The 25,861-nt window shown below is 29.3% G+C and carries 22 protein-coding genes; 21 read left to right on the top strand and 1 reads right to left on the bottom strand.

Annotated elements, in window-relative coordinates; genetic code table 11:
- Positions 1–7: 7 nt before the first annotated feature.
- Both rph and DYA59_RS05765 read left to right on the top strand, forming a co-directional pair.
- Positions 8–775 (top strand): ribonuclease PH, encoded by a 768-nt coding sequence (gene rph, locus DYA59_RS05770; RefSeq protein ID WP_115270265.1) that lies wholly within the window; start codon positions 8–10, stop codon positions 773–775.
- Positions 776–784: 9 nt separating this feature from the next.
- Complete coding sequence (locus DYA59_RS05765) at positions 785–1,375, top strand: XTP/dITP diphosphatase (protein WP_115270263.1); 591 nt, start codon at positions 785–787, stop codon at positions 1,373–1,375.
- An 82-nt stretch (positions 1,376–1,457) separates the two neighbouring features.
- Here DYA59_RS05765 and DYA59_RS05760 read toward each other — a convergent pair whose 3' ends face one another.
- The gene (locus DYA59_RS05760) at positions 1,458–3,440 is read right to left on the bottom strand and encodes a glycogen debranching protein (protein WP_115270261.1); all 1,983 of its coding nucleotides are present in this window, start codon (positions 3,438–3,440) and stop codon (positions 1,458–1,460) included.
- A gap of 146 nt (positions 3,441–3,586) precedes the next feature.
- On the opposite strand from DYA59_RS05760, the gene DYA59_RS05755 reads away from it, so the two are divergent.
- The 19 genes from DYA59_RS05755 to DYA59_RS05665 all read left to right on the top strand — a co-directional run bounded on the left by DYA59_RS05755 (position 3,587) and on the right by DYA59_RS05665 (position 25,849).
- Positions 3,587–4,036: a CAP domain-containing protein gene (locus DYA59_RS05755; protein WP_115270259.1), complete on the top strand. Its 450-nt coding sequence runs from the start codon at positions 3,587–3,589 to the stop codon at positions 4,034–4,036.
- Between the two features lie 86 nt (positions 4,037–4,122).
- Positions 4,123–4,443, top strand: coding sequence for an HU family DNA-binding protein (locus tag DYA59_RS05750; protein WP_115270257.1), 321 nt, complete (start codon positions 4,123–4,125; stop codon positions 4,441–4,443).
- Between the two features lie 143 nt (positions 4,444–4,586).
- On the top strand, positions 4,587–6,134 hold the full coding sequence (locus DYA59_RS05745) for a putative glycoside hydrolase (protein WP_115270255.1): 1,548 nt from the start codon (positions 4,587–4,589) through the stop codon (positions 6,132–6,134).
- A 123-nt stretch (positions 6,135–6,257) separates the two neighbouring features.
- A complete protein-coding gene (truB, locus tag DYA59_RS05740; protein ID WP_115270253.1) occupies positions 6,258–7,115 on the top strand; it encodes a tRNA pseudouridine(55) synthase TruB in 858 nt (285 codons plus the stop codon).
- A 20-nt stretch (positions 7,116–7,135) separates the two neighbouring features.
- Positions 7,136–8,953, top strand: a complete 1,818-nt coding sequence (gene typA / locus DYA59_RS05735) for a translational GTPase TypA (protein ID WP_115270251.1) — start codon at positions 7,136–7,138, stop codon at positions 8,951–8,953.
- Positions 8,931–9,803, top strand: a complete 873-nt coding sequence (locus DYA59_RS05730; RefSeq protein ID WP_115270249.1) for an ankyrin repeat domain-containing protein — start codon at positions 8,931–8,933, stop codon at positions 9,801–9,803. Before typA ends, DYA59_RS05730 begins: the two co-directional genes overlap by 23 nt.
- Positions 9,804–9,865: 62 nt before the next feature.
- Positions 9,866–10,219, top strand: coding sequence for a hypothetical protein (locus DYA59_RS05725; RefSeq protein WP_115270247.1), 354 nt, complete (start codon positions 9,866–9,868; stop codon positions 10,217–10,219).
- Positions 10,220–10,265: 46 nt separating this feature from the next.
- The gene (locus tag DYA59_RS05720) at positions 10,266–10,469 is read left to right on the top strand and encodes a hypothetical protein (RefSeq protein WP_115270245.1); all 204 of its coding nucleotides are present in this window, start codon (positions 10,266–10,268) and stop codon (positions 10,467–10,469) included.
- 179 nt (positions 10,470–10,648) lie between these two features.
- On the top strand, positions 10,649–11,452 hold the full coding sequence (locus tag DYA59_RS05715) for a TrmB family transcriptional regulator (protein WP_115270243.1): 804 nt from the start codon (positions 10,649–10,651) through the stop codon (positions 11,450–11,452).
- Positions 11,445–12,959, top strand: a complete 1,515-nt coding sequence (gene malQ / locus DYA59_RS05710) for a 4-alpha-glucanotransferase (RefSeq protein WP_115270241.1) — start codon at positions 11,445–11,447, stop codon at positions 12,957–12,959. Before DYA59_RS05715 ends, malQ begins: the two co-directional genes overlap by 8 nt.
- A gap of 22 nt (positions 12,960–12,981) precedes the next feature.
- Positions 12,982–15,363, top strand: a complete 2,382-nt coding sequence (locus DYA59_RS05705; protein ID WP_115270239.1) for a glycogen/starch/alpha-glucan phosphorylase — start codon at positions 12,982–12,984, stop codon at positions 15,361–15,363.
- 22 nt (positions 15,364–15,385) lie between these two features.
- Complete coding sequence (glgB, locus tag DYA59_RS05700) at positions 15,386–17,278, top strand: 1,4-alpha-glucan branching protein GlgB (protein ID WP_115270237.1); 1,893 nt, start codon at positions 15,386–15,388, stop codon at positions 17,276–17,278.
- 47 nt (positions 17,279–17,325) lie between these two features.
- Positions 17,326–18,483, top strand: coding sequence for a glucose-1-phosphate adenylyltransferase (locus DYA59_RS05695; protein ID WP_115270235.1), 1,158 nt, complete (start codon positions 17,326–17,328; stop codon positions 18,481–18,483).
- Positions 18,484–18,502: 19 nt separating this feature from the next.
- Positions 18,503–19,666 (top strand): glucose-1-phosphate adenylyltransferase subunit GlgD, encoded by a 1,164-nt coding sequence (glgD, locus tag DYA59_RS05690; RefSeq protein ID WP_115270233.1) that lies wholly within the window; start codon positions 18,503–18,505, stop codon positions 19,664–19,666.
- A 14-nt stretch (positions 19,667–19,680) separates the two neighbouring features.
- Positions 19,681–21,060 (top strand): glycogen synthase, encoded by a 1,380-nt coding sequence (locus DYA59_RS05685; protein ID WP_115270231.1) that lies wholly within the window; start codon positions 19,681–19,683, stop codon positions 21,058–21,060.
- A gap of 102 nt (positions 21,061–21,162) precedes the next feature.
- Complete coding sequence (locus tag DYA59_RS05680) at positions 21,163–22,038, top strand: mechanosensitive ion channel family protein (protein ID WP_115270229.1); 876 nt, start codon at positions 21,163–21,165, stop codon at positions 22,036–22,038.
- Between the two features lie 9 nt (positions 22,039–22,047).
- Positions 22,048–22,515: a thermonuclease family protein gene (locus tag DYA59_RS05675; RefSeq protein ID WP_115270227.1), complete on the top strand. Its 468-nt coding sequence runs from the start codon at positions 22,048–22,050 to the stop codon at positions 22,513–22,515.
- Positions 22,516–22,532: 17 nt separating this feature from the next.
- On the top strand, positions 22,533–24,023 hold the full coding sequence (locus DYA59_RS05670; RefSeq protein WP_115270225.1) for a carboxypeptidase M32: 1,491 nt from the start codon (positions 22,533–22,535) through the stop codon (positions 24,021–24,023).
- A gap of 11 nt (positions 24,024–24,034) precedes the next feature.
- Positions 24,035–25,849, top strand: coding sequence for a DUF2207 domain-containing protein (locus DYA59_RS05665; RefSeq protein ID WP_115270223.1), 1,815 nt, complete (start codon positions 24,035–24,037; stop codon positions 25,847–25,849).
- Positions 25,850–25,861 lie beyond the last annotated feature (12 nt).

Genomic DNA, 25,861 nt, shown 5'->3' with positions numbered 1-25,861 from the left:
AGATAGTATGAATAAAATAAAAGAGATGATGATTGAAGTCGATATGAAAAACAAAAAACTTAGAGAAGATGGAAGAGATTTAGATGAATTAAGAGTATTAAAGGCTACTAAGGATTTTAATCTATATGCTGAAGGCTCTGTACTTATGGAATGTGGGAATACAAAGGTAATATGTACAGCTACTGTAAGTGATAAAGTACCACCATTTTTAAAAAATCAAGGTAAAGGTTGGCTTACAGCTGAGTACTCTATGATACCTAGAGCTACTGGAGAGAGAAATCAAAGAGAGTCAGCTAAGGGAAAGTTAACAGGTAGAACTATGGAAATACAAAGACTTATAGGGAGAGCTCTTAGAACTGCTATAAATTTAGAAAAATTAGGAGAAAGAACCGTAACTATCGACTGTGATGTAATACAAGCTGATGGAGGGACAAGAACTACTTCTATTACCGGAGGATATATAGCTCTAGCTCTTGCTATGAAAAAACTTGTAACAGAGGGAGTGTTAACAGAAAATCCTATCATCTCTAATGTGGCAGCTATTAGTGTGGGTATTGTAAATGGAACACCTATGTTAGATCTTAAGTATACAGAAGATTCGATAGCAGAGGTAGATATGAATATTGTTATGAATGGAGAAGGAAAATTTGTAGAGTTACAAGGTACTGGAGAAGAGGCTACCTATACTAGAAAAGATTTAAATGAGATGTTAGATTTAGCTGAAAAAGGATTAAAGAAGATAATGGAGTTACAAAACAGAATAATAGAAAAATAGGAGAGAAATATGAAAATATTTTTAGCTACTGGAAATAAACATAAAATAGATGAGATAAAAGCAATATTTGCCAACGTAAAAGATGTGGAGATACTATCTATAAAAGATGGTATAGATATACCTGAGGTAGTAGAAGATGGGGATACTTTTGAGGCAAATTCTGCAAAAAAAGCTTTGGAGATAGCAAAGTTTACAGGGATGATAACTATTGCTGATGATTCTGGACTTTGTGTAGATGCACTAGGGGGAGCACCTGGAGTGTACTCAGCTAGATATTCTGGCGAGAATGCTACTGATGAATCAAATAATGCTAAGCTTATGGAAGTAATGAAAGATGAAAAAAATAGAAAGTGTCACTTTGTAAGTGTAATAACTCTTGGGAAACCTGACGGAAGAGCTTACTCTTTTAGAGGGGAGATAGAGGGAGAGTTACTATATGAACCAAAGGGAAAAGATGGTTTTGGATATGACCCTTACTTCTATGTAACTGAGTATGGAAAATCTTTAGCTGAGATACCAAAGATAAAAAATAAGATTAGTCATAGAGCTAATGCTTTGAAAAAATTAGCAAAAGAGTTAAGTAAAATACTTGTAGATTAAAAAAAGAAAAAGAAAGTTTTTATTTAGTAAAAATTATAAACTTTCTTTTTTCTTTTTTACTTAAGTCATAATTTAAAATTTTCTAAAAATCATCTAATTTTAATTTGCTTATTAAAATTACAGAACTTCTTGACTTAACAGAATAAAATCTATCTTTTATAGATATAGTAGAGTTTGAAAAATTTTCTATATCTTTCTTTGATGTATCGACTAACACATGCCAACTTTTGTTTTTATCAAGGGGAGGAAGTTCAAATACTAAATCTCCATAATAAGAGTTCAAAGCTATATAAAATTTTGTATTTGTATCTATATCTTGAAGTTCAAAAGCTATACTTAGTGAATGATAAGAAAAATCTGGAGAGTTTAATTTTATTCCATGTAATACAACATCGCTAGTTTTGCAATCATCACATTCCCAATAAGTATTTTTGTTAAAAATAGAGTAACTTTTACGAAGTTTAATCATATTTTTAACAAAATTATATATATCTTTAAATTTCTCTAGTCTTTCCCAATCAAACCAAGTAGTTTTGTTATCCTGACAGTAGGCATTATTATTTCCATATTGTGTTCTACCACATTCATCTCCCATTAAAAACATGGGAGTTCCTTGAGAGATCATAAGAATAAGAAAAAAGTTTTTAATTTGTCTTTTTCTTAAATTTAAAATTTCTATATTTTTAGTTTCTCCTTCTTCTCCCCAATTATATGAATTATTATAATTTTCACCATCTTTATTATTTTCACCATTGTTTAGATTGTGCTTTGTATTATAGCTAACTAAATCATATAAGGTAAAACCATCATGACAACTAATAAAATTAATACTATTATGTGGAGAACGATTACTTCTTTTAAAAATATCAGGACTTCCTAAAATTCTTTTAACAAGTTCAGATATTTGTCCAAAATCTCCTTTGATAAATTTTCTGACAACATCTCTGTATTTTCCATTCCATTCACTCCAAGTAGAAGGCATATCTCCTACATAATATCCACCTAGATCCCAGCTTTCAGAAATGAGCTTAGAGTGAGAAAGAATAGGATCTTGAGCTATTTCATGAAGTATAGAATGTCCACCCCATTGTCCATTTACATCTCTTCCAAGTATAGGTGCTAAATCGAATCTAAAACCATCTACACCTATTTCAAGATACCAGTATTTTAAAGAGTTAAGGATTATATCTTTACTCATAACGCTATTACAATTGAAGGTATTACCACAACCGGAGTAATTAGTATAATTCTCTTTGTTTTTTTCCATGATATAAAACTCATTTTTATTCATGGCTTTAAAATTATATAAAAAACCACCAATTCCTCCCTCAGCAGTATGATTATAAACTACATCTAATATAACTTCTATTTTATTTTTATGTAGCTCTTTTATAAGTTCTTTTAATTCGATAATTTCATCAGAATTATATAGCTCTTTATTGCTTGAGAATTTTTTTGTAGGAGCAAAAAAACTGATAGGATTATATCCCCAGATATTTTCTAAAATTTCATTATGTGAATTATATCTACCAGTATATTCATCCCATTCATACACAGGTAAAAATTCTACAGTTGTCACTCCTAGGTCTTTCAAATAAGGAATTTTTTCTATAAAACCTTTGTACATTCCAGGAAATTTAACAAGAGAATTAGGGTTTTGAGTAAAAAATTTTATATGAACTTCATATATTATGGTTTCATTCATTGGAATATGAAGATGTCTTTCGTTAAATGGAGCTCTTTTTACGACAATAGATTTTTTCATTTTACATTCTTTGTGGTTTGTATAAGAGAGTGCATATGGGTCCAAAAGTTCAGGAGAATCATCTATTTTCCATGAATAGATTAGGCCTTCCTTAGCCTCTTTTAGAAAAATATGCCAAATATCTCCAGTTTTATTAAACTTTTCATCTAATTTTAGGGAAAATATTGGTTCTATACTATGCATAAAATTATATACATTTAAAGTAACATTTTTCTTATTTTTACAGTATATACCAAAATTAACACCTGTTTCAAGTACTGTAGCTCCTAATATGGGCAATCCAAAATCAACACTATACATAAGTTCTCCTTTATTTAAGTACTATTTATATCTACATTACATAATAGATTATATAATGTAGAAAACTAAAAGTCAAACGAAGAAAAAACATATAAAATTTGGCAAAAAAGTGGTATAATATTAATAAAAATTGAGAGGTGTATATAATGAAAAAAATTTTAATAGCAGGGATATTATTTTTTGTGACTATTTTATCTATAAATGCAGTGAGTTATCAGGAGATAATTTTAAAAAAAGTTAATATTGCAAGAAGAGAAAAAGGATTAAAGCCACTTAAAATAAATGAAGAGTTAAATAAAATAGCAATAGTAAAAGCTAAAGATATGGCTAAAGACGAGAAGCTTTCTCATAATAGTAAAAAATTTGGAATGACATTTAATTTGATAAAAAAAGAGGGAATAAGATATAGTGCTGCTGCTGAAAATATAGCTAGATGGCACGATACTCCAGAGTTCGTAGCAAAAAGATGGCTAAATTCAAAGGGACATAGAAAAAATATATTAAATCCAGATTATGATGAGACAGGAATAGGACTCGCTAAAGACAAGAATGGAAAAAATTATTGGGTACAGCTTTTTATTAAAAAGAAAAAATAAAAATATTGAGAAAACTATTGTTTTTCTTAGAAAAAAATGCTATTTTAATAGTAAGGTAATAAATAAAGGATTGGGAGTGATTTCAAATGACAAAAAAGGAATTTGTAGAGTTATTCGCCTCTAAAGCAAATTTAAAAACAAAAGTAGAGGCTCAAAAACTAACAAAAATATTTTTAGAAACACTTGAAGAAGTCTTTATAAAAGAAGAAAATGTAACTTTTATAGGATTTGGAAAATTTGAAACTATAGAGAGAGCAGAGAGAACTTATATCAATCCACAAACTAAAAAACCTATGAAAGTAGGTGTTAGAAAAGTTGCTAAGTTTAAGCCAGCAAAAAATTTATTGGAAAAAATGAATCCAATTGTTGAAGCGAGATCAAGTAAAAGAAAGAAAAAAACAAAATAAAAAAAGCAAATAGAATATAAATATAAAAAGGTGTTAAAAGCTTAAACTTTTAACACCTTTTTATATTAAGAAAAAATTCAAGCTAGATATTTTAGAAAAAATATTATAAAATATCTAAGTATATTATAGATAATGGAGGGATTATGAAAGAGAATAAGATTATAGTAGGTATTATAGGAGTAATATCGCTATATATAGTTACAATTACAACTACTGCTGGAGTGACAAAGGAAATTGGGAAAAAAGTAGTAGTTATAGAAAAAAAAGAGGAGAAGAATATTTTAAAAGAGAATGAACAAAAGGAGCAGATTTTACCATTAAAAGAAGTAAAAATACCGGAAAAAAAAGTTGAAAAAATATATGCTTATACAATAAATTATAAAACCCCTATATATTTAGAGCCAGATGGTAAAGATCAAAAAGATAGTTTGAAAAAAGCTATTAGGGTAGAGATTCTAGAAGATAAGGTAGTAGAGATTCCAAAGGAGGTAAAAGTAAAAAAAGATGACGGAAGTTATGAGGTAAAAACTACTATTGAAAAAAGCTTTTGGAAAAAAGTAAGATATGGAAAAAATAATGAAATAAGAGAAGGATGGCTTAGAACGGGAAGTTTAACTGAAGATATCCATAAAGTTATCCCAGAAAATTTGAAGAATATAGATTTTACTCCGATTCCTAAAAAAGAATATGCCAATAATCCTAGAGTTGATGTCAAGGGAATATATTTAACTGTAAATACAGCTGCATCAATGAAAAGAATGGATGAATTAATAGCACTTGCTAAAAGAACAGGAATAAATGCTTTTGTAATAGATGTAAAAGAAGATTTTGGAAAAATGCTATTTAAAACAGAGGCAGAGTTAAAGTATATAGGAAAAAATGATAAAAAATATCCTATAAATGATATACAATCTTTTATGAAAAAATTAAAAGATAATAACATATATACAATAGCTAGAATAGTATCGTTTAAAGATCCTACTTATGCAGCAAAACATCCAGATAAAGCTATTATAAAAAAAGCTACTGGGAAACCTTTTACAAATAGTGATGGAGTAATATGGGTGTCTCCTCATGATAGATATTTGTGGGAATATAACATAGCTGTAGCAAAGGAAGCTGCTCAAGCTGGATTTAATGAAATACAATTTGATTATGTGAGATTTCCAGCTTCAAATGGTGGAAAGCTTGATAAAGAATTAGATTATAGAGATACTACAGGGGAATCAAAACCAGAAACTATACAAAAATATTTAAGATATGCTAAAAAAGAATTAGAACCACTTGAGGTTTATGTATCAGCAGATATTTATGGACAAGTACCAAGTTCAAATGATGATATGGGACTTGGACAACATTGGGAAGTGATAAGTAATGAAGTAGATATAATTTCACCTATGGCATATCCTAGTCATTATGGAAGAGGGGTATATGGGATATCTGTTCCTGATGCTGAGCCATATAAAACTATTTATTATACAATTTTAGATGGAATAAATAGAAATTATAATATAGAATATCCATCACAGATTAGACCTTGGTTACAAGCTTTTACAGCTAAATGGGTAAAAGGACATATCCTTTATGGAAAAGAAGAAATAGAAGCACAGATAAAAGCTCTTAATGATTTAGGAATAAAGCAATATATGTTGTGGAATCCAAGTAATAGATATGGTATAGTTGAGAAATAAAGAGTAGTTTCAAAAATTAATTTTTTTCAATAAAATAGCTCTTAGTTTTCTATAAAAAACTATTTCCAAAATTAGTTTTATATGGTACAATACAAAATAGTTCTGAATATAGGAGTTGAGATTTTGGAAGGAATAATCAATATAAATAAGCCTAGTGGAATTACATCTTTTGATGTGATAAGAGCATTGAGAAAAATATTAAAAGAAAAAAGGATAGGGCATACAGGAACTCTAGATCCGTTAGCTGAAGGAGTCTTAGTAATTTGTTTAGGAAGAGCTACTAAACTTGTTCAAGATATAGAGGGATATTCTAAGATATATACCGCAGGATTTCAGTTAGGATATAGAACTGATACTTATGATATAGAGGGAAAAATCATAGAGGAGTCAGAGAAGAAAAATGCTACTAGAGATGAATTGGATGGAGTTTTAAAAAAGTTTACAGGGAATATAAAACAAATACCTCCTATGTATTCAGCACTTAAAATAGATGGACAAAAGCTCTATAATTTAGCAAGAAAAGGTATAGAAATAGAAAGAAAGGCTAGGGATATATATATTGATTTCATTGAAGTTTTAGAGTTTGATGGAATAAGGGGAAGAATTAGATGTAATGTTTCTAAAGGAACATATATTCGATCTCTAATAGATGATATAGGGAAAGAGTTAGGAAGTTTAGCTATAATGAGTTCATTAATTAGAGAAAAAGTTGGGAATTCTAGTATAAGTGAAGCTTTTACTCTTGAAGAGATAGAAAGATTATATAGTAAAGGAAATGTTAGTTTCCTTCAAAGTGTAGAAAATTTTTTTGATTATCCTAAATTAGAAATTGAAGAAGAAAGAAATCTAACTCTATTTTTAAATGGAAATACCATCAGATATAAAAGTTCAGATGGTAGATATAGAGCTTATTATAAAAATAAATTTTTAGGTTTAGCAAACGTAAATAATAATTTATTAAAAGGGTATAAATATTTTTAGCCCTGAAGAAAGGAAGAGTAATGAAAATAAAAAACATAGCAATTATTGCCCATGTTGACCACGGTAAAACAACATTAGTGGATTGTCTTTTAAGACAAGGAGGAGCTTTTGCTTCTCATGAATTAGAAAAAGTCGAAGAAAGAGTAATGGACTCTAATGACATTGAAAGAGAGAGAGGAATAACTATATTCTCTAAAAATGCATCTGTTAGATACAAAGATTATAAAATTAATATTGTAGATACTCCAGGACATGCTGACTTTGGAGGTGAAGTACAAAGAATTATGAAAATGGTTGACTCTGTTGTACTTTTAGTAGATGCTTTTGAAGGACCAATGCCCCAAACTAAATACGTTTTGAAGAAAGCTTTAGAACAAGGTCATAGACCAATAGTAGTTGTAAATAAAGTAGATAAATCAAATGCAAGGCCAGAAGATGTATTATATATGGTTTATGAGTTATTTATTGAGTTAAATGCAAATGATCTACAACTTGAATTCCCAGTTGTATATGCTTCAGGAAAAGGTGGATTTGCTAAGAGAAGTCTAGAAGAGGAAAGCAATGATATGACTCCACTATTTGAAGCTATTCTTGAGCATGTTGAGGATCCAGAAGGAGACGCCAACAAACCTATGCAATTCTTAATAACAAGTATTGCATATGATAACTATGTTGGTAAATTAGCTGTTGGGAGAATTCATAACGGTATAGTTAAAAGAAACCAAGAAGTTATGCTTATAAAGAGAGATGGAAAAATGATAAAAGGAAAGATCTCTGTACTTTATGGATATGAAGGATTAAAAAGAGTAGAGATTCAAGAGGCATATGCTGGAGATATAGTATGTATAGCAGGAATAGAAGATATAGATATTGGAGAAACATTAGCAGATGTAAATGAACCAATAGCTCTTCCACTGATAGATATTGATGAACCAACACTAGCTATGACGTTTATGGTAAATGATTCTCCATTTGCAGGAAAAGAGGGAAAATTTGTAACATCTAGACATATCTGGGAAAGACTTCAAAAAGAGTTACAAACAAACGTAAGTATGAAGGTAGAAGCAACAGATACTCCAGATGCCTTTGTTGTAAAAGGAAGAGGAGAACTTCAACTTTCTATATTACTTGAAAATATGAGAAGAGAAGGATTTGAAATTCAAGTTTCAAAACCAAGAGTTCTTATGAAAGAGGAAGATGGAAAGAAATTTGAACCAATTGAAATGGCTTTAATAGATGTTGACGATAGTTATACAGGTGTAGTTATTGAAAAAATGGGTATTAGAAAGGGAGAAATGGTATCTATGATACCAGGTACTGATGGATATACTCGCTTAGAGTTTAAGGTTCCAGCAAGAGGACTTATAGGATTTAGAAATGAATTCTTAACAGATACTAAAGGAACGGGAATATTAAACCACTCATTCTATGATTATGAACCTCATAAAGGTGAAATTCCAACAAGAAGTAGAGGGGTTTTAATTGCAACAGAGCCAGGAGTAACTGTAGCTTATGCACTAAATAATATCCAAGATAGAGGAACATTGTTTTTAGATCCAGGAATACCTGTGTATGAAGGAATGATAGTTGGAGAACACAGTAGAGAAAATGACCTAGTAGTAAATGTGTGTAAGACTAAAAAACTTACAAATATGAGAGCTGCAGGAAGTGATGATGCTGTAAAATTAGCTCCACCTAGAAGATTTACTCTAGAGCAAGCACTCGATTATATAGCAGATGATGAGCTTGTTGAAGTAACTCCTGAGAATATCAGATTAAGAAAGAAATATCTGAAAGAGGGAGAGAGAAGAAAATATGAAAAGAAAAATGAGGAATAGAATTTTAACAAGCATATGTTATTTAATTTTTATTATACTATTAGGAGGATGTAGTTTTTTTCAAAAAAAAGATAGTATTCCTAGCGTTGAAGAGGTATATAATAGTATTTTATTAGATGATAAATATAGGCTAAATAGGTATTTGATGGGAGGGTTTCCACTTGATTATCAAGATTCAAATGGTAAGAGTTTGCTTATAACTGCTTTAGAGAATAATAGTTTGAATTCGATAACTTTACTTTTAAATAGAAATATTGATTTAGATAAGGTTGATAATTCAATGACAGCTCCAATTTTTTATGTAAGAAGTTTAGAAGCGTTGAAGTTATTGTGTGAGAACAATGTTGATTTAAATGTAGTTGATAATCAAAAAGATCCTCTCTTTATAAATTTTGTAAAGAATAAACCACTTTTATATTCTGAGTATCTTACTACTCAAAAAATAAATTTTCAAATGCAGGATAAAAATGGCTGGAATAGTTTATTTTGGAGTGGAGTAAGTGGAAATTCAAATTTAATAAGAAAGATGATTCAGGAAAAAGTAAATTTTTTAGAAATTGATAATAAAGGAAATTATCCTATATATTATGTTTATGATCAAGATATACTATTAGAAATGTTATCAATAAAAGGTTATGATTTTAAAAAGAAAAATTTAAATAATGAATTGATAATGGGAGAAGTTTATTTAAGAGCTGTGGCAAATGGATATATAGATGTTGTAAAAAAACTATTAGAAATGGGAGTTAATCCTTATTATACTTCTTATGGTGAAAATGCAATTAAGATAGCAAAAGATAATGAAAATGTAAAAATGATAAAATTTTTAAATGATAATGATATAAAATAGTTATTTTTCTAAAACTCAAAAAAAGTGTACAATTTATAATAATAAAGTATAGGAGGTGGGAAATGAGAACAAAAAAGTTTTTATTGTTACTGGTTTTTATATTATCACTAGTTTTAAATAATTTTTTTAATTTCTATAGTAAACCACCTTTATTTGAGTATAAGAATAGTCAAAATATAATTATTTTAGCAGATATTAATTCTAACTCTCAAGAAATACTACCAATTCAATTTACAATAGATGATAGTAATAAATGTGTACTAGATTATTCAAAGAATTTTATTTTTGCACTTATTATAGCTATTGTAGCGGGTGCAAGTTTGTACTTAAAAAAGAAAAAATTTTTTCGATACAGGAAGGAAAGAGGTTTAACAGGAATAATATTTTGGGATAGAAAAAGGGTTTTACGGAATTAAAAAATCCATTAATTATAAAATAAATATAATTAATGGAGGAAATATTATGTTAACATTGAAAGAGAGATTAGAATTAGATGAGTTAGAGAAAATAAATAAGAAATTTAATGTGAAGGAAAATAGAGAGTTAGAAGATAAGTATGAATATGATAATAGAGCAGGAATGATTTTATTATTAGTTTCTTATTGTGGAATAGGAATTTTTATTCTCTATAAAGTAGCAGAATTATTACTAAAAAAATTAGGTTAAGATTATTAATACACTTTAGTTTTATAAAAAATTAAAGTGTATTTTTATTTTTTGAATAATATTAATAAAAAATGTATGTAATTTATATATTTTTACTTGAAAATAAACGAAGAAAATAGTATAATTGAACTAGAGGAATAGTAGTTCGAAATAAAACTACTAAGGTGGGGGCAATAAAATTGAGAAATATAGTGAATAGACTAATAGAAGTAGGTTTTTCAAAAACAGAGGCTATGATATATATGACTCTTTTAAAGCTTGGGAAAGCAAATGGATATAAATTAGCAAAGGAGTTAGATTTATCAAAATCGACAATTTATCAAACTTTAGATAGTATGTATAAAGTAGGATACATTTTATTGATACCAAACGGAAGTAAGGAATATGAAGCCAAAAATCCAGAGTTACTTTTTGAAGAAATAGAGAAACGATTTATTAATAATTCTTTAAGTTTAAAAAGAGATTTAAAAAAGATGACAAATTATTTAAAAGAAGAATATTTTTATAAAATTGAAGGAGAAGATAGTATTAAAGCCACGCTTATTAATGTAATAGATAGTGCTAAGAAAGAGATATATATAAATACTGATTTCAATTTGATAGAGTTGAGAGAAAATTTGAAAAAAGCTATAGATAGAGGCGTTAGAGTAATTGCTTTTTGTTTTAATAAATTGGATAATATGGGCCTTCGAATGGAAATATATCATAAAAGTAATAAAGTAGAAAATTTTAAAAAACCAAGTAGAATAATGTTGGTAGTTGATTTAAATAAAAGTTTCGTTGTTACTAAAGTGGGAGATAAAACTAGCGGTATATACACGGATAACCAAGTATTTATAAATATAATTTCTGAGCATATTCATAGTGATATATATATGGCAAAATTAGCAAAAATATATGAGGAGATTTTTAATGAAAATATCAAGATAGATACTCTTCATGAAAAAAGAAACTTCATAGGAGATGGAGGAAAAGATGTTTAAAAGAAGTAGTGGAATATTAATGCCTATATTTTCATTGCCTAGTGAGTATGGAATAGGAGATTTTGGTAGAAAAGCATATGAGTTTATAGATTTTCTAAACGAAACAGGACAAAAGTTATGGCAAATACTTCCTTTGGGACCAACAGGCTATGGAGATTCACCTTATCAATCTTATTCAGCTTTTGCTGGTAATTATATCTTTATTGATATGGAGCAATTCGTAAAGATAGGTTATATAGAACAGACAAAATTATTACAATTAAAAAATATGAATCAACTAGATACCCTCAATTATGAACAGATAAAAGAAGAAAAAGAAAAAATTTTAGAAGAAATATTTGAAGTTTTTTCTAATGATTTAGAGAATAATATTGTATTAAAAACTGAATATGAAAAATTTAAGGAAGAAAATAATTTTTGGTTAGAAGATTATTCATTGTATATGGTTTTAAAAAAAAAATTTGCTGATTTAGAATGGCAAAAGTGGGGGAAAATTTATAAAAATAAGATAAAGCATAAATTTGAAAAAGACATTGTAGATAAAAAAAGGGTTGAATATCACAAATTTGTACAATATATATTCTACAGGCAATGGAAAGATTTAAAAAAATATGCTAATGATAAAGGAATAAAAATTTTAGGAGATATTCCTATATTTGTAGCTACTGATAGTTCTGATACTTGGAGTCATCCAGAGATATTTCAATTTACAAAATCAAAAGTTCCTAAAAATGTAGCTGGATGTCCACCAGATTATTTTAGTAAAACTGGGCAATTATGGGGGAATATACTTTATAATTGGAAAAAATTAAAAAAGCAAAAATATAAATGGTGGATAGATAGAATTGAGTTTTCACTAAAAATTTATGATATATTGAGAATAGATCATTTTAGAGGTTTTGAATCATATTGGAGTATAAGATATGGGGATAAAACTGCTATTAAAGGACATTGGGAGAAAGGACCTGGAATGGATTTTTTTAGAACGATTGAAAAAAAACTTGGGAAATTGCCTATAATAGCTGAGGATTTAGGACTTTTGACCCCACAAGTTAAGAAACTTTTAAAAAGAACAGATTATCCTGGTATGAAAATATTGGAATTTGCTTTTGATGGAAATGAAAAAAATGAGTATTTACCACATAATTATGAAGAAAACTCTGTATCTTATATAGGAACACATGATAATGATACAGTTGTAGGTTGGTATGAGAGTTTAGATTTTATTGCTAAAAGTAGATGTGATGAATATTTAAAGGATTGGTTACTAAAATTAGAAAGAAATTATTGGAGTCCGATAGAATGGAGATGTATAGAGACTCTTTGGAGTTCAGCATCTCAAATAGTAATAATACAGATGCAAGACTTATTGGGGCTTGGAAGTTTTGCAAGAATGAACATCCCATCTACAGTAGGTGTTAACTGGAAGTGGAGAATGAAAGAAAAAGATTTAACATTTGAAGTCAAAAAGAAATTAAAGGAAGTAACTATAATATTCAATAGATAAAAAATATAATGAGGTAAGAAAAATGAAAGTAGAAAAAGAGGTATTAAGAAAACAGATTGAAAAAAATTTAAAAGTAAGTTTTGGGAAAGAACTTAAAGAGGCTAAAGAGTTTGAAATATATAGAGCTTTAGGACAAGCTGTAATGGAAAATATTGCAGATAACTGGTATAATACGGGAAAGCTTTATGAAAAGCAAAAGCAAGCTTTTTATCTATCTGCAGAGTTTTTAATGGGAAGAGCATTAGGAAACAATTTAATCAATTTAGGAATGTTAAGTGAAGTAAAAGAATTGTTTGATGAATTAGGAATAGATTATAATAAGGTAGAGGATGCAGAAGAAGATTCAGCATTAGGAAATGGTGGTTTAGGAAGACTTGCAGCATGTTTTCTAGATTCGTTAGCAACACTTAATCTACCAGGAAAAGGATATGGTATAAGGTATAGAAATGGAATATTTAATCAGGAGTTTAGAGATGGATATCAAATAGAAAAGCCAGAAACTTGGTTGAAATATGGAGATGTGTGGTCTGTAATGAGACCTGATGATGAAGTAATAGTTACATTTGGAGATGGAAATGTAAGAGCTGTTCCTTATGATATGCCCATTATAGGTTATGGAACTAATAATATAAATACTTTAAGATTATGGGAAGCACATTCTATACTGGATTTAGATTTAGAAAAATTTAATCAACAAGATTATTTGCATGCTACACAGCAAAAAACTTTATCTGAGGATATCTCAAGAGTGCTATATCCAAATGATTCAACTGATGAAGGTAAAAAACTGAGATTAAAACAACAATATTTCTTCGTATCAGCATCATTACAAGATATAGTGAAAAGATATAAAAAAGTTCATGGAAATGATTTTGATAAATTTGCAGAGTTTACAGCTATTCAATTAAATGATACACACCCAGTTATAGCTATTCCAGAATTGATGAGAATATTTATAGATATTGAAGGAATATCTTGGGAAAAAGCTTGGAGTATAGTAGAAAAAACTTTTGCTTATACTAACCATACAATATTAGCAGAAGCTCTTGAAAAATGGTGGGTAGGACTATATGAGCAAGTTGTACCTAGAGTTTATCAAATAACTCAAGGAATAGATAACCAATTAAGAGAGTTATTAGAGCAAAAATTCCCTGGAGATAAAGTTAGACAAGATAGGATGAGAATAATAAATGGGAATATGATTCATATGGCTTGGCTTGCTATCTATGGAAGTCATAAAGTGAATGGAGTTGCAGCTTTACATACAGAGATACTAAAAAATAAAGAATTAAAAGATTGGTATGAACTATATCCAGAAAGATTTTTAAATAAAACAAATGGAATAACTCAAAGAAGGTGGTTACTACAATCAAATCCACAATTAGCTAATTTGATTACTGAATTAATTGGAGATACTTGGATAACTGATTTAAGTGAATTGAAGAAATTAGAGGCTTATTTAGACGATGAAAAGGTTTTAAAAAAAATTTTAGATGTAAAACATGAAAAGAAAGTAGAACTTGCAGAATTTTTAAAGAGAACACAAGGAGTAGAGATAAATCCAGATTCTATATTTGATATACAAATAAAAAGATTACATGAATATAAAAGACAATTATTAAATATTTTCCAGATAATAGGATTATATCATAAATTAAAAATGAACCCTAATATGAATTTTACACCAGTTACTTATATATTTGGAGCTAAGGCTGCCCCAGGATATTTTGTAGCTAAGGGGATAATCAGACTTATAAATGAAGTAGCTCAGATGATAAATAAAGATTCAGATATAAATTCAAAATTAAAGGTAGTATTTGTAGAGAATTATAGAGTTTCTGTAGCAGAAAAATTATTTCCGGCAGCAGATATTTCTGAACAAATTTCAACTGCTGGAAAAGAGGCTTCGGGAACAGGAAATATGAAGTTTATGCTAAATGGGGCATTAACTATAGGGACTATGGATGGAGCAAATGTTGAAATTGTAGAGGAAGCTGGAAAAGAAAATAATTATATTTTTGGATTAACAGTAAAAGAGGTAGAGGAGATGAGAATAAGTGGATATGATCCACATGTACCATATAATACAGTAGAAGGTCTTAAGAAAGTTGTAGATTCTTTAGTAGATGGAACTTTTAGTGATCTAGGGAATGGAGTTTATGGAACTATTCATAGATTGCTAATGGAAAATGCTCCTTGGCAACAAGCGGATCAATATTTTGTGTTAGAAGATTATAATGATTATAAAAAAACTCAGCAAAAGATAAATAAAGAGTATACTTTTAGAATAGATTGGGCTAGAAAGCAATTAAAAAATATAGCTAATGCAGGAAAATTTTCATCTGATAGAACTATAAAAGAGTATGCTGAGGAGATTTGGAATATTACTCCAATAAAATTATAATAAAACATAGGAGGGGGTAAGATTGGAAAAAGAATTAGACAGATACCTTTTTCATAAAGGAGAACATAGAGAAGCATATAGATATATGGGAGCACATTTTGAAGATGACGGTGTCATCTTCAGAGTATGGGCTCCTAATGCTAGAGCCATTTCAGTAGTTGGAGATTTTAATGGCTGGAATGGAGATAATCATTTTATGAATAAGATAAACCCAGAGGGAATTTGGGAATTAAAAATACCTGGATTAAAAAAGATGGATTTATATAAATTTAGAGTGGAACAAGCAGATGGCAATGTAGTTTTTAAAGCTGATCCTTATGCTTTTTATTCTGAATTAAGACCAAATACAGCATCAGTACTTTACGATATACCAAAGTTTAAATGGACTGATACTAAATGGATGAATAAAAGAATAACAGGGCTTAATAAGCCTATGAATATCTATGAAGTGCATTTAGGTTCATGGAAGAAGAAAGAAAACGGAGCTTTTTTAAATTATAGAGAGATAGCAGAAGAGTTATGTGAATATGTAAAGGATATGAACTATACTCATATAGAAGTAATGCCAATAAATGAGTACCCATTAGATGCTTCTTGGGGGTATCAAGGTACAGGATATTATTCTGTAACTAGTAGATATGGTTTACCAGAAGATTTTATGTACTTTGTTAACTATATGCATAGACATAATATAGGGGTAATCTTAGATTGGGTGCCAGGACATTTTTGTAAAGATGCTCATGGATTGTATAGATTTGATGGAACAGCTACTTATGAGTATGCCGATGAGAGAATTGGTGAAAATAGAGAATGGGGAACTTGTAATTTTGATTTAACTAGATATGAAGTTCAAAGCTTTTTAATATCTAACGTAAATTTTTGGTTTAAAGAGTTTCATATAGATGGCGTAAGAATAGATGCTGTAGCAAATATGTTATATCTTCCTAATGTAGATGGACTTACAAATCGTTATGGTGGAAAAGAAAATTTAGGAGCTGTAGATTTTTTCAAAAAATTTAACAGTGCTATACATGATGATTTTCCTAATTGTATAGTTATGGCTGAAGATTCAACAGCTTGGCCAAATGTAACAAAACATGCAGTTGATGGAGGACTTGGATTTGATAATAAATGGAATATGGGTTGGATGAATGATACTTTAAAATATTTTGAAGAGGACCCGTTATATAGGAAAGATCATCATGGAAAACTTACATTTTCATTTATGTATGCTTTTTCAGAAAACTATGTTTTACCATTATCACATGATGAAGTAGTACATGGAAAAAAATCTATTGTAAATAAGATGCCAGGTTTTTTTGGAGCACAGTTAGCTAATGTAAGAGTTCTATATTCTTATCAAATGCTACACCCAGGGAAAAAACTTAATTTTATGGGGAATGACTTTGCACATGGACTTGAATGGAGATTTTATGAACAGTTGGAATGGCAACTTTTAGAAAGAGAAGAAAATAAAAAACTACAAAATTATTGTAGGATATTAAATAAATTATATCTAAAAGAGGAAGCTCTTTGGGAAGATAGTTGGGATACATTTGAATGGATAGAACATGAAAACCATAATGGAAATATGATATCATTTTTACGAAAAACTAGAGATGGAAAAGAGAAGATAATTGGTGTATTCAATTTTTCTGGTGAAAATAAAGTAGCGTATAAAGTAGGAGTTCCAGAAAGTAAAACATATAGAGTTATACTCAACAGTGATGATGAGAAATATGGAGGAAGTAGTTTTAGTAAAAGAAAGAGGTATAAAACGATGGCTGAGAATTGGAATGGAAGACCACAGCACCTTGAGCTTGATATAGCTAGTAATTCTGTTATTTTTTTGAAAGCTGAGGAGAGAAAAGTGAAGGAGGGGAATAAAGAAGAAAAGAAGAGTAAAAAAGAATAGTTGATAACAAAAAGAAAAGGTATAAGGAAAAATATTGGGAGGATAGTATGAAGAAAAAATATATAATAGCTATGTTACTAGCTGGAGGGCAAGGGAGTCGTCTAAAAAAACTTACAGAAAAAATAGCGAAACCAGCTGTATCTTTTGGAGGAAAATATAGAATAATTGATTTTACATTGAGCAATTGTTTAAATTCTGGAATAGATACAGTAGGAGTACTTACTCAATATGAACCACATGTATTAAATGAACATATTGGAAATGGTTCACCTTGGGATTTGGATAGAATGAATGGTGGGGTTACAGTATTGCAACCTCATACTAAAAAAAATGATGAAGGTGGATGGTACAAAGGGACTGCAAATGCTATCTATCAAAATATATCATTTGTCGATAAATATAATCCTGAGCATGTGTTAATACTATCTGGAGACCATATCTATAAAATGGACTATGACAAGATGTTAAAATTCCATGTAGAAAAAAATGCAGATGCTACTATAGGAGTGTTTAACGTTCCTTTAAAAGATGCACCAAGTTTTGGGATAATGAATACTAACGAGGATTTTTCAATCTATGAATTTGAAGAAAAACCAAAAGAACCAAAAAGTACTTTAGCTTCTATGGGGATATATATCTTTAAATGGAGTGTGTTAAAAAAATATCTAATAGAAGATGAAAAAGACCCTAATTCAAGTAATGACTTTGGTAAAAATATTATTCCAAATCTATTAAAAGATAATATGAAGTTATTTGCTTATCCATTTGAAGGATATTGGAAAGATGTTGGAACAATTGAAAGTTTCTGGGAAGCTCATATGGATTTGTTAAAGGTAGATAATGAGTTAAATTTATTTGATAAAAATTGGAAAATAAATACACGTCAAGGAGTATATCCTCCTCTTTATATAAGTGATGATGGAAAGGTTATTAATTCTTTAATTGAAAAAGGATGTGAAATAGAGGGAGAAGTTAAAAATTCAGTTATTTTTCCAGGTGTAAAAATAGGAAAAAATAGTAAAATTTTTAATTCTGTAATAATGCCTGATGCAATAATAGAAGAGAATGTGATAATTAATAAATCTATTTTAGCTGAAAATGTATTAGTAGAAAAAAATACAGTAATAGGTGATAATGAAGAAATTGTAGTAATAGGAAAAGGTGAAATAGTAAGGAGTACAGCTATAAAAAATACTGAAAAATAAGCTCATAAGGGGAGGAAATATGCTTAATAATTATATGGCTATAATATTTTTAGATGAAACATTAGATAATATAAGAGCACTTACTAAAATGAGACCACTTGCTTCGGTACCGGTAGGTGGAACTTATAGAATAATTGATTTTTCTCTTTCAAATTTAGTAAATGCAGGGATAAGAAATGTAGGAATTTTTGCTGGAAATGAAGATTTAAATTCACTTACTGACCACATAGGAAGGGGAGCAGAGTGGGACTTAGCTAGAAAAAAAGATGGAATTTTTATATTTAAGCAGATGGCAGATTCAGCCTATAGTACTAAAATAAAGAGAGTTAAAAAAAATATGGAGTATTTTTTCCGTAGTAAGCAAGAAAATGTAGTAGTATTAAGCTCTCATATGGTGTGTAATTTAGATGTAAAAGATGTAGTAAGACAGCATGAAGCTAGTGGAAAAGATATAACTCTAGTATATAAAAATGTTCACAATGCAAATGAAAGATTTGATAATTGTGATAGTGTAAGAGTAGGAAAAAATAAGGAAATTTTAGGAATTGGACAAAATCTTTTCTTTAAAAAAGATGAAAATATTTCATTAGAAGCTTTCGTAATGAGTAAAGAGCTTTTAATTAAAATGATTTGTGATGGAATCCAAGAGGGAGTTTATTATACAGTTAGAGACTTAGTAACTAGAAATATGGGAAGAGTTAGTATAAATGGATATGAGTTTAAAGGATATTTAGCTTGTATAAACTCTACTAAAGAATATTTTGATTTTAATATGGATTTATTGAAAAAAGAGGTTCGAGAAGACCTTTTTAATCCTGAAAGAAGTATTTATACAAAGACTAAAGATACACCGCCATCATTATTTAAAGAGGGTGCAGAAGTTAATAATAGTCTTGTGGCAAATGGTTGTATCTTAGGCGGAATAGTTAAAAACTCCATACTAGCGAGAGGTGCGATAGTAGAAGTTGGAGCAGTTGTTGAGGATTGTATTTTATTACAAGACTCTGTTGTAAAATCTGGAGCTGTGTTAAAAAATATAATTGTAGATAAGAATAATGTGATAAAATCAAATGAAAAATTAAGTGCTTCGAGAAATTATCCATTAGTACTGGAAAAAAGTATAAAATGGGATGATAAGCACTATAAGAATTTACTAGCTTACTTGGAGGGCGCTAATAAATAATAAGGAGGAAAGATATGAAGGTACTTTTTGCTACTGGAGAAGCTTGGCCATTTATAAAAACAGGTGGACTAGGAGATGTAGCATACTCACTACCAAAGGCTCTAAAAGAAAAAGGGATAGATGCTAGAGTTATACTACCAAAGTATGGACAAATTCCTGAAAAGTATAGATATAATATGAAGCATTTAGGACATAAAAAAATTTGGGCATCACACTATGATGCTTATGTAGGAATAGAGAGTTATGAACTTGAAGGAATTACTTACTATTTTGTAGATAATATGCAATACTTTACAAGAACCAAAGTATATGGAGAGCTAGATGATTGTGAAAGATTTACTTTTTTCGCTAAGGCAGTAGTAGAGACTTTTGATATTACAGGATTTACTCCAGATATTATCCATTGTAATGATTGGCATACAGCTCTTACTCCAATATATCTATTAGAAAGAGGACTCACTAATATAAAAACAGTCTTCACTATCCATAACTTAAGATTCCAAGGATTTTTCCCTAATCAAGAGATTGAGGAAACACTAGAGATAGATAGAAATAAATATTACCAAGAAGATGGACTTAAATATTATGATATGATATCTTTCTTAAAAGGTGGAGTAGTTTACTCTGACTATATAACAACAGTTAGTGAAACTTATGCTCAAGAGATAAAAACTCCAGAGTATGGAGAGGGAATAGATGGACTATTTAGAAAATTTGATTACAAACTAGCTGGAATAGTAAATGGAATAGATGGAAATGTATTTAAGTTAAGTAACAAATCTAAAAAAGAGATGAAAGCTAAACTACAAAAAGAGTTAGGATTAGAAGTGGACCCAGATGTGCCATTAGTAGCAATAGTATCAAGACTTGATAGACAAAAAGGTATTGATATGTTAACTCAAACTTTTGATAGAATGATGAATTTAGGAATTCAATTTGTTTTACTTGGAAGTGGAGAAGCTCATTATGAAAACTTCTTTAGATGGAAAGAGAGTCAATATTCTAAAAAAGTTTGTGCTTATATAGGATTTAACCAATCACTATCAATAGATGTATATGAAGGTGCTGATATATTTCTAATGCCATCACTATTTGAGCCTTGTGGACTTTCTCAAATGATAGCTATGAGATATGGGACAATACCTCTAGTTAGAGAAACAGGAGGATTAAAAGATACTGTTACTCCATACAATGAAGTTACTGGTGAAGGAGATGGATTTGGTTTTCAAGAGCCTAATGGAGAGGTATTATTAAAGATGCTTTCTTATGCTATATCTATCTATAAAGATAAAAAGCAATGGGATAATATTATAAAACATGCTAAGGCTAGAGATAATAGTTGGGATATCTCAGCTGATAAGTATATAGAGGTTTATAAAAAGATTACTAAATAAAATTAAAAAAAATGTTGGTAAGAGAGTAAAATCTTTTATCGGCATTTTTTATTTTCTTTCTTTAAATGTGCTATAATATAAAGAAAAAGCGAGAGGAGAGCTATGAATAAATTTATAAATGAGGTATTTTCAAAATTAGCAGATAAAAAAATCTTAGTTAATTTTACTGTAGAATTAATATTTTTTATTTTAAAATTGGCATTTTGTATCTTTATATATTATGTAGCTATAAAGGTATTAAAAAAAATGACACCACTATTTAATCTAAAAAAGAAAGAGGATTTAGTAGTAGATAAATCTTTAAAGAGTTTTATCAAATCAATACTAAATGTAGGTATACATGCTATTTTAATAACCATATGTTTACTTATAATGGGGGTAAAGGAGAGTAGTTTACTTGCTTTCTTTGGAACTTTAGGAATAGGTGTAGGTTTAGCACTAAAGGATAACCTTTCTAACTTTGCAGGAGGGATAATCATTCTATTATTTAAAACTTATAAAGTAGGAGATGAGGTAAATATAAGTGATGAGATGGGATATATAGATGATATAGATATATTTTCGACAACAATAAAGACTCATAACAACGATTTGGTAATGATACCTAATGGAATGATAATCTCTAATAAAGTAATAAACTATACTAAGACACCAATTAGAAGATTAAAATTTATAATAGGTATAGCTTATGATGCTGATATAGATGTAGCTAGAAAAGCATTAGAGGATTTATTGAGAGAAAATCCTTTGGTACTAAAGGAGCCAGCAGTATATTCCCATGTAGATTCATATGGAGATAGTTCAATAAATATAGCTTTAAAAGGTTGGACATCAAATGAGAATTATTGGACAGTATATAAAGAGACAATGAATGGAATAAAGAAAGCTTTAGATAATGTAAATGTAGAGATTCCATTTCCACAAATGGATATTAGTATAAAAAATCCTAAGATGGATATTAATTTGAATAAGGATTAGGAGAGAAAAATGAAGAAAATTTTTACAATAATATTGAGCTTAATTCTTTCAATATTTTCCTATGCTTTAGATGTCTTTGTAGAAAAGGTATCTGATGGAGATAGCTTTGTAGCAAAATATAATGGAAAAAAAATAAGAGTTAGAATGTATGGTGTAGATGCTCCAGAACTTAAGCAAAAGCATGGTAAAGAGTCGAAGGAGTATCTTGAAAATCTGATTCTTGGGAAAAAAGTAGAATTAAAAGTATTATATGAAGATAAGTATAAAAGAAAGATAGCGAGGGTTTACTATAAGAATAAAGAGATAAACTTAGAGATGCTAAGAAGTGGAAATGTATGGTTTTATGAGTATCATGCTAAAAAGGAAAAAGAGTATAGAAGAGCTTATGAGGAAGCTAGAAAAGAGAAAAAAGGAATTTGGAAAGATATAAATCCAGAAAATCCAAGGGATTTTAGATTGAGGAATAAAAGAAGATAGATTGAAGGAGCAGAGATATGGAGAAAAAGTTACAGGAATTTAGAGAAAAGATAAAAGAGAAGAAAATGATAGAGGGAGCATTAGAGGTATTACAATGGGATTTAGAGACTACTACTCCCAAAAAAGGAAAGGATTATATAGCTGAGATAGTAGGATATTTGAGTATGAAAGAGTATAATCTAACAACTTCACAGGAGTTTGAAGATTGTGTAGAGTACTTAGGAAATAATATTGAAAAATTAAATGAGGTGGAGAGAAAAGAGATAGAGGAGTTAAAAGAGGATATTGAGAAGATGAAAAAGATACCTCCTCAAGAGTACCAAGAATATTCAGAATTAGTAGCTAGAACTCAAGGTGTTTGGGAAGAGGCAAAGGCAGAAAATAATTACAATAAATATAAAGGAAATTTAGCTAAGATTTTTGAATATACTATAAAATTTGCTAATTATCATAGAAAAGATGAAAAAAATCTCTATGACGTAATTTTACAAGATTATGAGAAAGGAATGACAAGTGAAAAATTAGATGAATTTTTCTCATTATTAAAAGGGGAGATAGTACCACTTCTTAAAAAAATAAAAGAAGTAGGAAATCCAGAGAAAAAACTTCTTCAAAAAATAGAAATAGAGAAACAGAAAAAATTTAATAGATTTATAGGAGAGTATTTGGGATTTGATTTTGATAGAGGAGTAGGAGCAGAGAGTGAACATCCATTTACTATGAATATTACCAAAAATGATGTAAGGCTTACTACTAAATATATAGAGGATAATCCTATGTCAGCGGTATTTAGTACAATACATGAGACAGGACATGGAATATATGAACAACAGATAGGAGATAACTTGCAGGGAACTATCTTAGGAAGTGGTGGTTCTATGGGAATACATGAATCTCAATCAAGATTTTATGAGAATATTATAGGTAGAGATTTACATTTTTGGAAGGGACTTTGTGAAAAAGCAAAAGAGGAGTTTACTTTCTTAAAAGATATATCCCTTGAAGATTTTTATAGAGAGATAAATTTAGTTGAACCATCACTTATTAGAGTTGATGCAGATGAGTTAACTTATTCACTACACATTATGGTAAGATATGAGATAGAAAAAGGTATAATAGATGGAAGTATAGATGTAGAGGATTTACCAAAAGTTTGGAAGGAGAAGATGGAGGAGTACTTAGGAGTAGTACCATCTACAGATAGTGAAGGAGTTATGCAAGATGTACATTGGTCAGCTGGACTTGTAGGATATTTTCCATCTTATGCTTTGGGTAGTGCTTACTCAGCTCAAATATATAATACTATGAAAAAAGAGCTAAATGTAGATGAGATTTTAGAGAGTGGAGAGATGTATAAGATAAGAGAATGGTTAGGAGAAAAAATTCATAAATATGGAAAATTAAAAGAGACTCCAGAGATAATAAAAGAGGTAACAGGAGAGGATTTAAATCCTAAATACTATATAGAGTATTTAAGAGATAAATACAGCAAAATATATAATATTTAGTGAGGTGGGATATGGTTAAGAAAATTTTAGTGTTATCATTACTACTCTTTACTACTATATTTGGTCGTACAGCTTATGAGATAGAAAGCTTGGATATAGTGGCTAATATTGAAAGAGATGGAAGTCTTGAAGTAGAGGAAAGAGTTATCTATGATATAGGGGAAATAAATGGAATTTTATACAATATAGATGCTTTGGGATATGGAAAATTCACTGATTTACAAATATTTTATGAAGATGATGGGGAGTTTAAGCAAGCTAGAAATAATACAGCTCCAAGTGAAGGAAATTTTACTGTAAGTGTAGATGATGGGTTGTATAAGATAAAGCTTTGTGCACCTAGTCAAAATGAGAGAAAAGAGTTTATCTTTAGATATAACTTGACAAGAGGAGTTACTGTATATAGAGATATTGCTCAACTCAATAGAAAAATGGTAGGAAAAGAGTGGCAAAACTCAATAGGAAATATAAGTGTAACTGTAAATCTTCCTGAAAATGTAAAAAAAGATGATATATATGCCTTTGGACATGGACCTCTCACTGGAAATATAGAGATATTAGATGGAAAAAGTGTAAGATATACATTAAATGATTATCGTCCAGGGGAGTTTTTAGAGGTAAATCTACTTTTTCCTAAAAATATTTTAACAAGTTTTAATCCACTTCTTATGAAAAATAAAAGTGCTTTAAAAGAGATATTGGATATGGAAGGAAAATTGGCTAAAGAGGCTAATGATGCTAGAAAAAGAGCTATTATAGGTTTTTATCTAGGGAGAGTAGTTTTAGTTCTAGCTGTGGCTTGGTGGCTATTCTTAGTAGTATTTATCTATCTAAAAAATAGCAAGAGATATAAAGTAGAAAATGAGTATGGAGAGTATTTTAGAGAGTTACCAGATGATTATTCTCCATCAATAGCAGGAACTTTGGTATCTAGAAATCTATATCCAAGTGGTAGAGAGCTTTTTGCTATGTTATTGGACTTGGTAAGAAAGGGACATTTAAAACTAGAAGAGGGAGAAAAAACAACTACATTGATATTACAAGAGAGTGGTAAACCCCTAAGTGAAGAGGAAAAGTTTATATTGAATTGGTATATTAGAGAACTAGGAGATGGAGAGAAAATAGTTTTAGAAAGTGTAGAAGCCTTAATAAAAGGAAGAGGTGGAGCAAAGGAGTTCAATAGAAACTATGAGAGATGGAGAACTATTGTCTACTCAGATATGCTAGAGAAAAATCTAAAGATGGATAAGAGAGATAAATTTTCTACATCTTTAGGAATATTTACAGGGATAGCTTATTTTATAGGTGGAGGAATGTTAGTAGTATATTTTCAAAGTGAACTTTTTATATTAATGATTTTATTAGGATTTATATTACTGCCATATACTTTTTCTAGAAAAAGAGCTAGTTTAGAAAAAGAGAAAGCTATTTCAAGATGGGAAGCTTTTAAAAAGTTTTTAGTAGATTACAGTAACTTAGAAGAGGCAAAGTTAGCTTCTATTGAGTTATGGGAGCACTATTTTGTCTATGCTGTTGCCCTTGGAGTAGCTGAAAAAGTAGCAAAAGGATATAGTAAGATTATGTCTAAAAAAGGAGAAGAATCTACTATTATAGGTGGAAGAGGTTATAGAAATAATTCTCTTATGAATATGTATCTATATAGTCATGCCTTTAGAAGTATGGAAAGAAATACAAGTTTTGTAGCTCAAAGAGCTATGGAAAGTGTAGCTAAGTCTTCTCGTTCTTCAGCAAGAGGAAGTGGGGGAGGATTTAGTGGAGGCTCATCTGGTGGCGGTGGAGGCCGTAGTGGTGGAGGAGCTTTCTAAAAATTGTAGTTA

Origin of the sequence: Fusobacterium necrogenes (assembly GCF_900450765.1) — a bacterium.
Lineage (GTDB): Bacteria > Fusobacteriota > Fusobacteriia > Fusobacteriales > Fusobacteriaceae > Fusobacterium_A > Fusobacterium_A necrogenes.
Note: the sequence above shows the minus strand (reverse complement) of the source record. Positions and strands in the feature narration are given on the sequence as shown.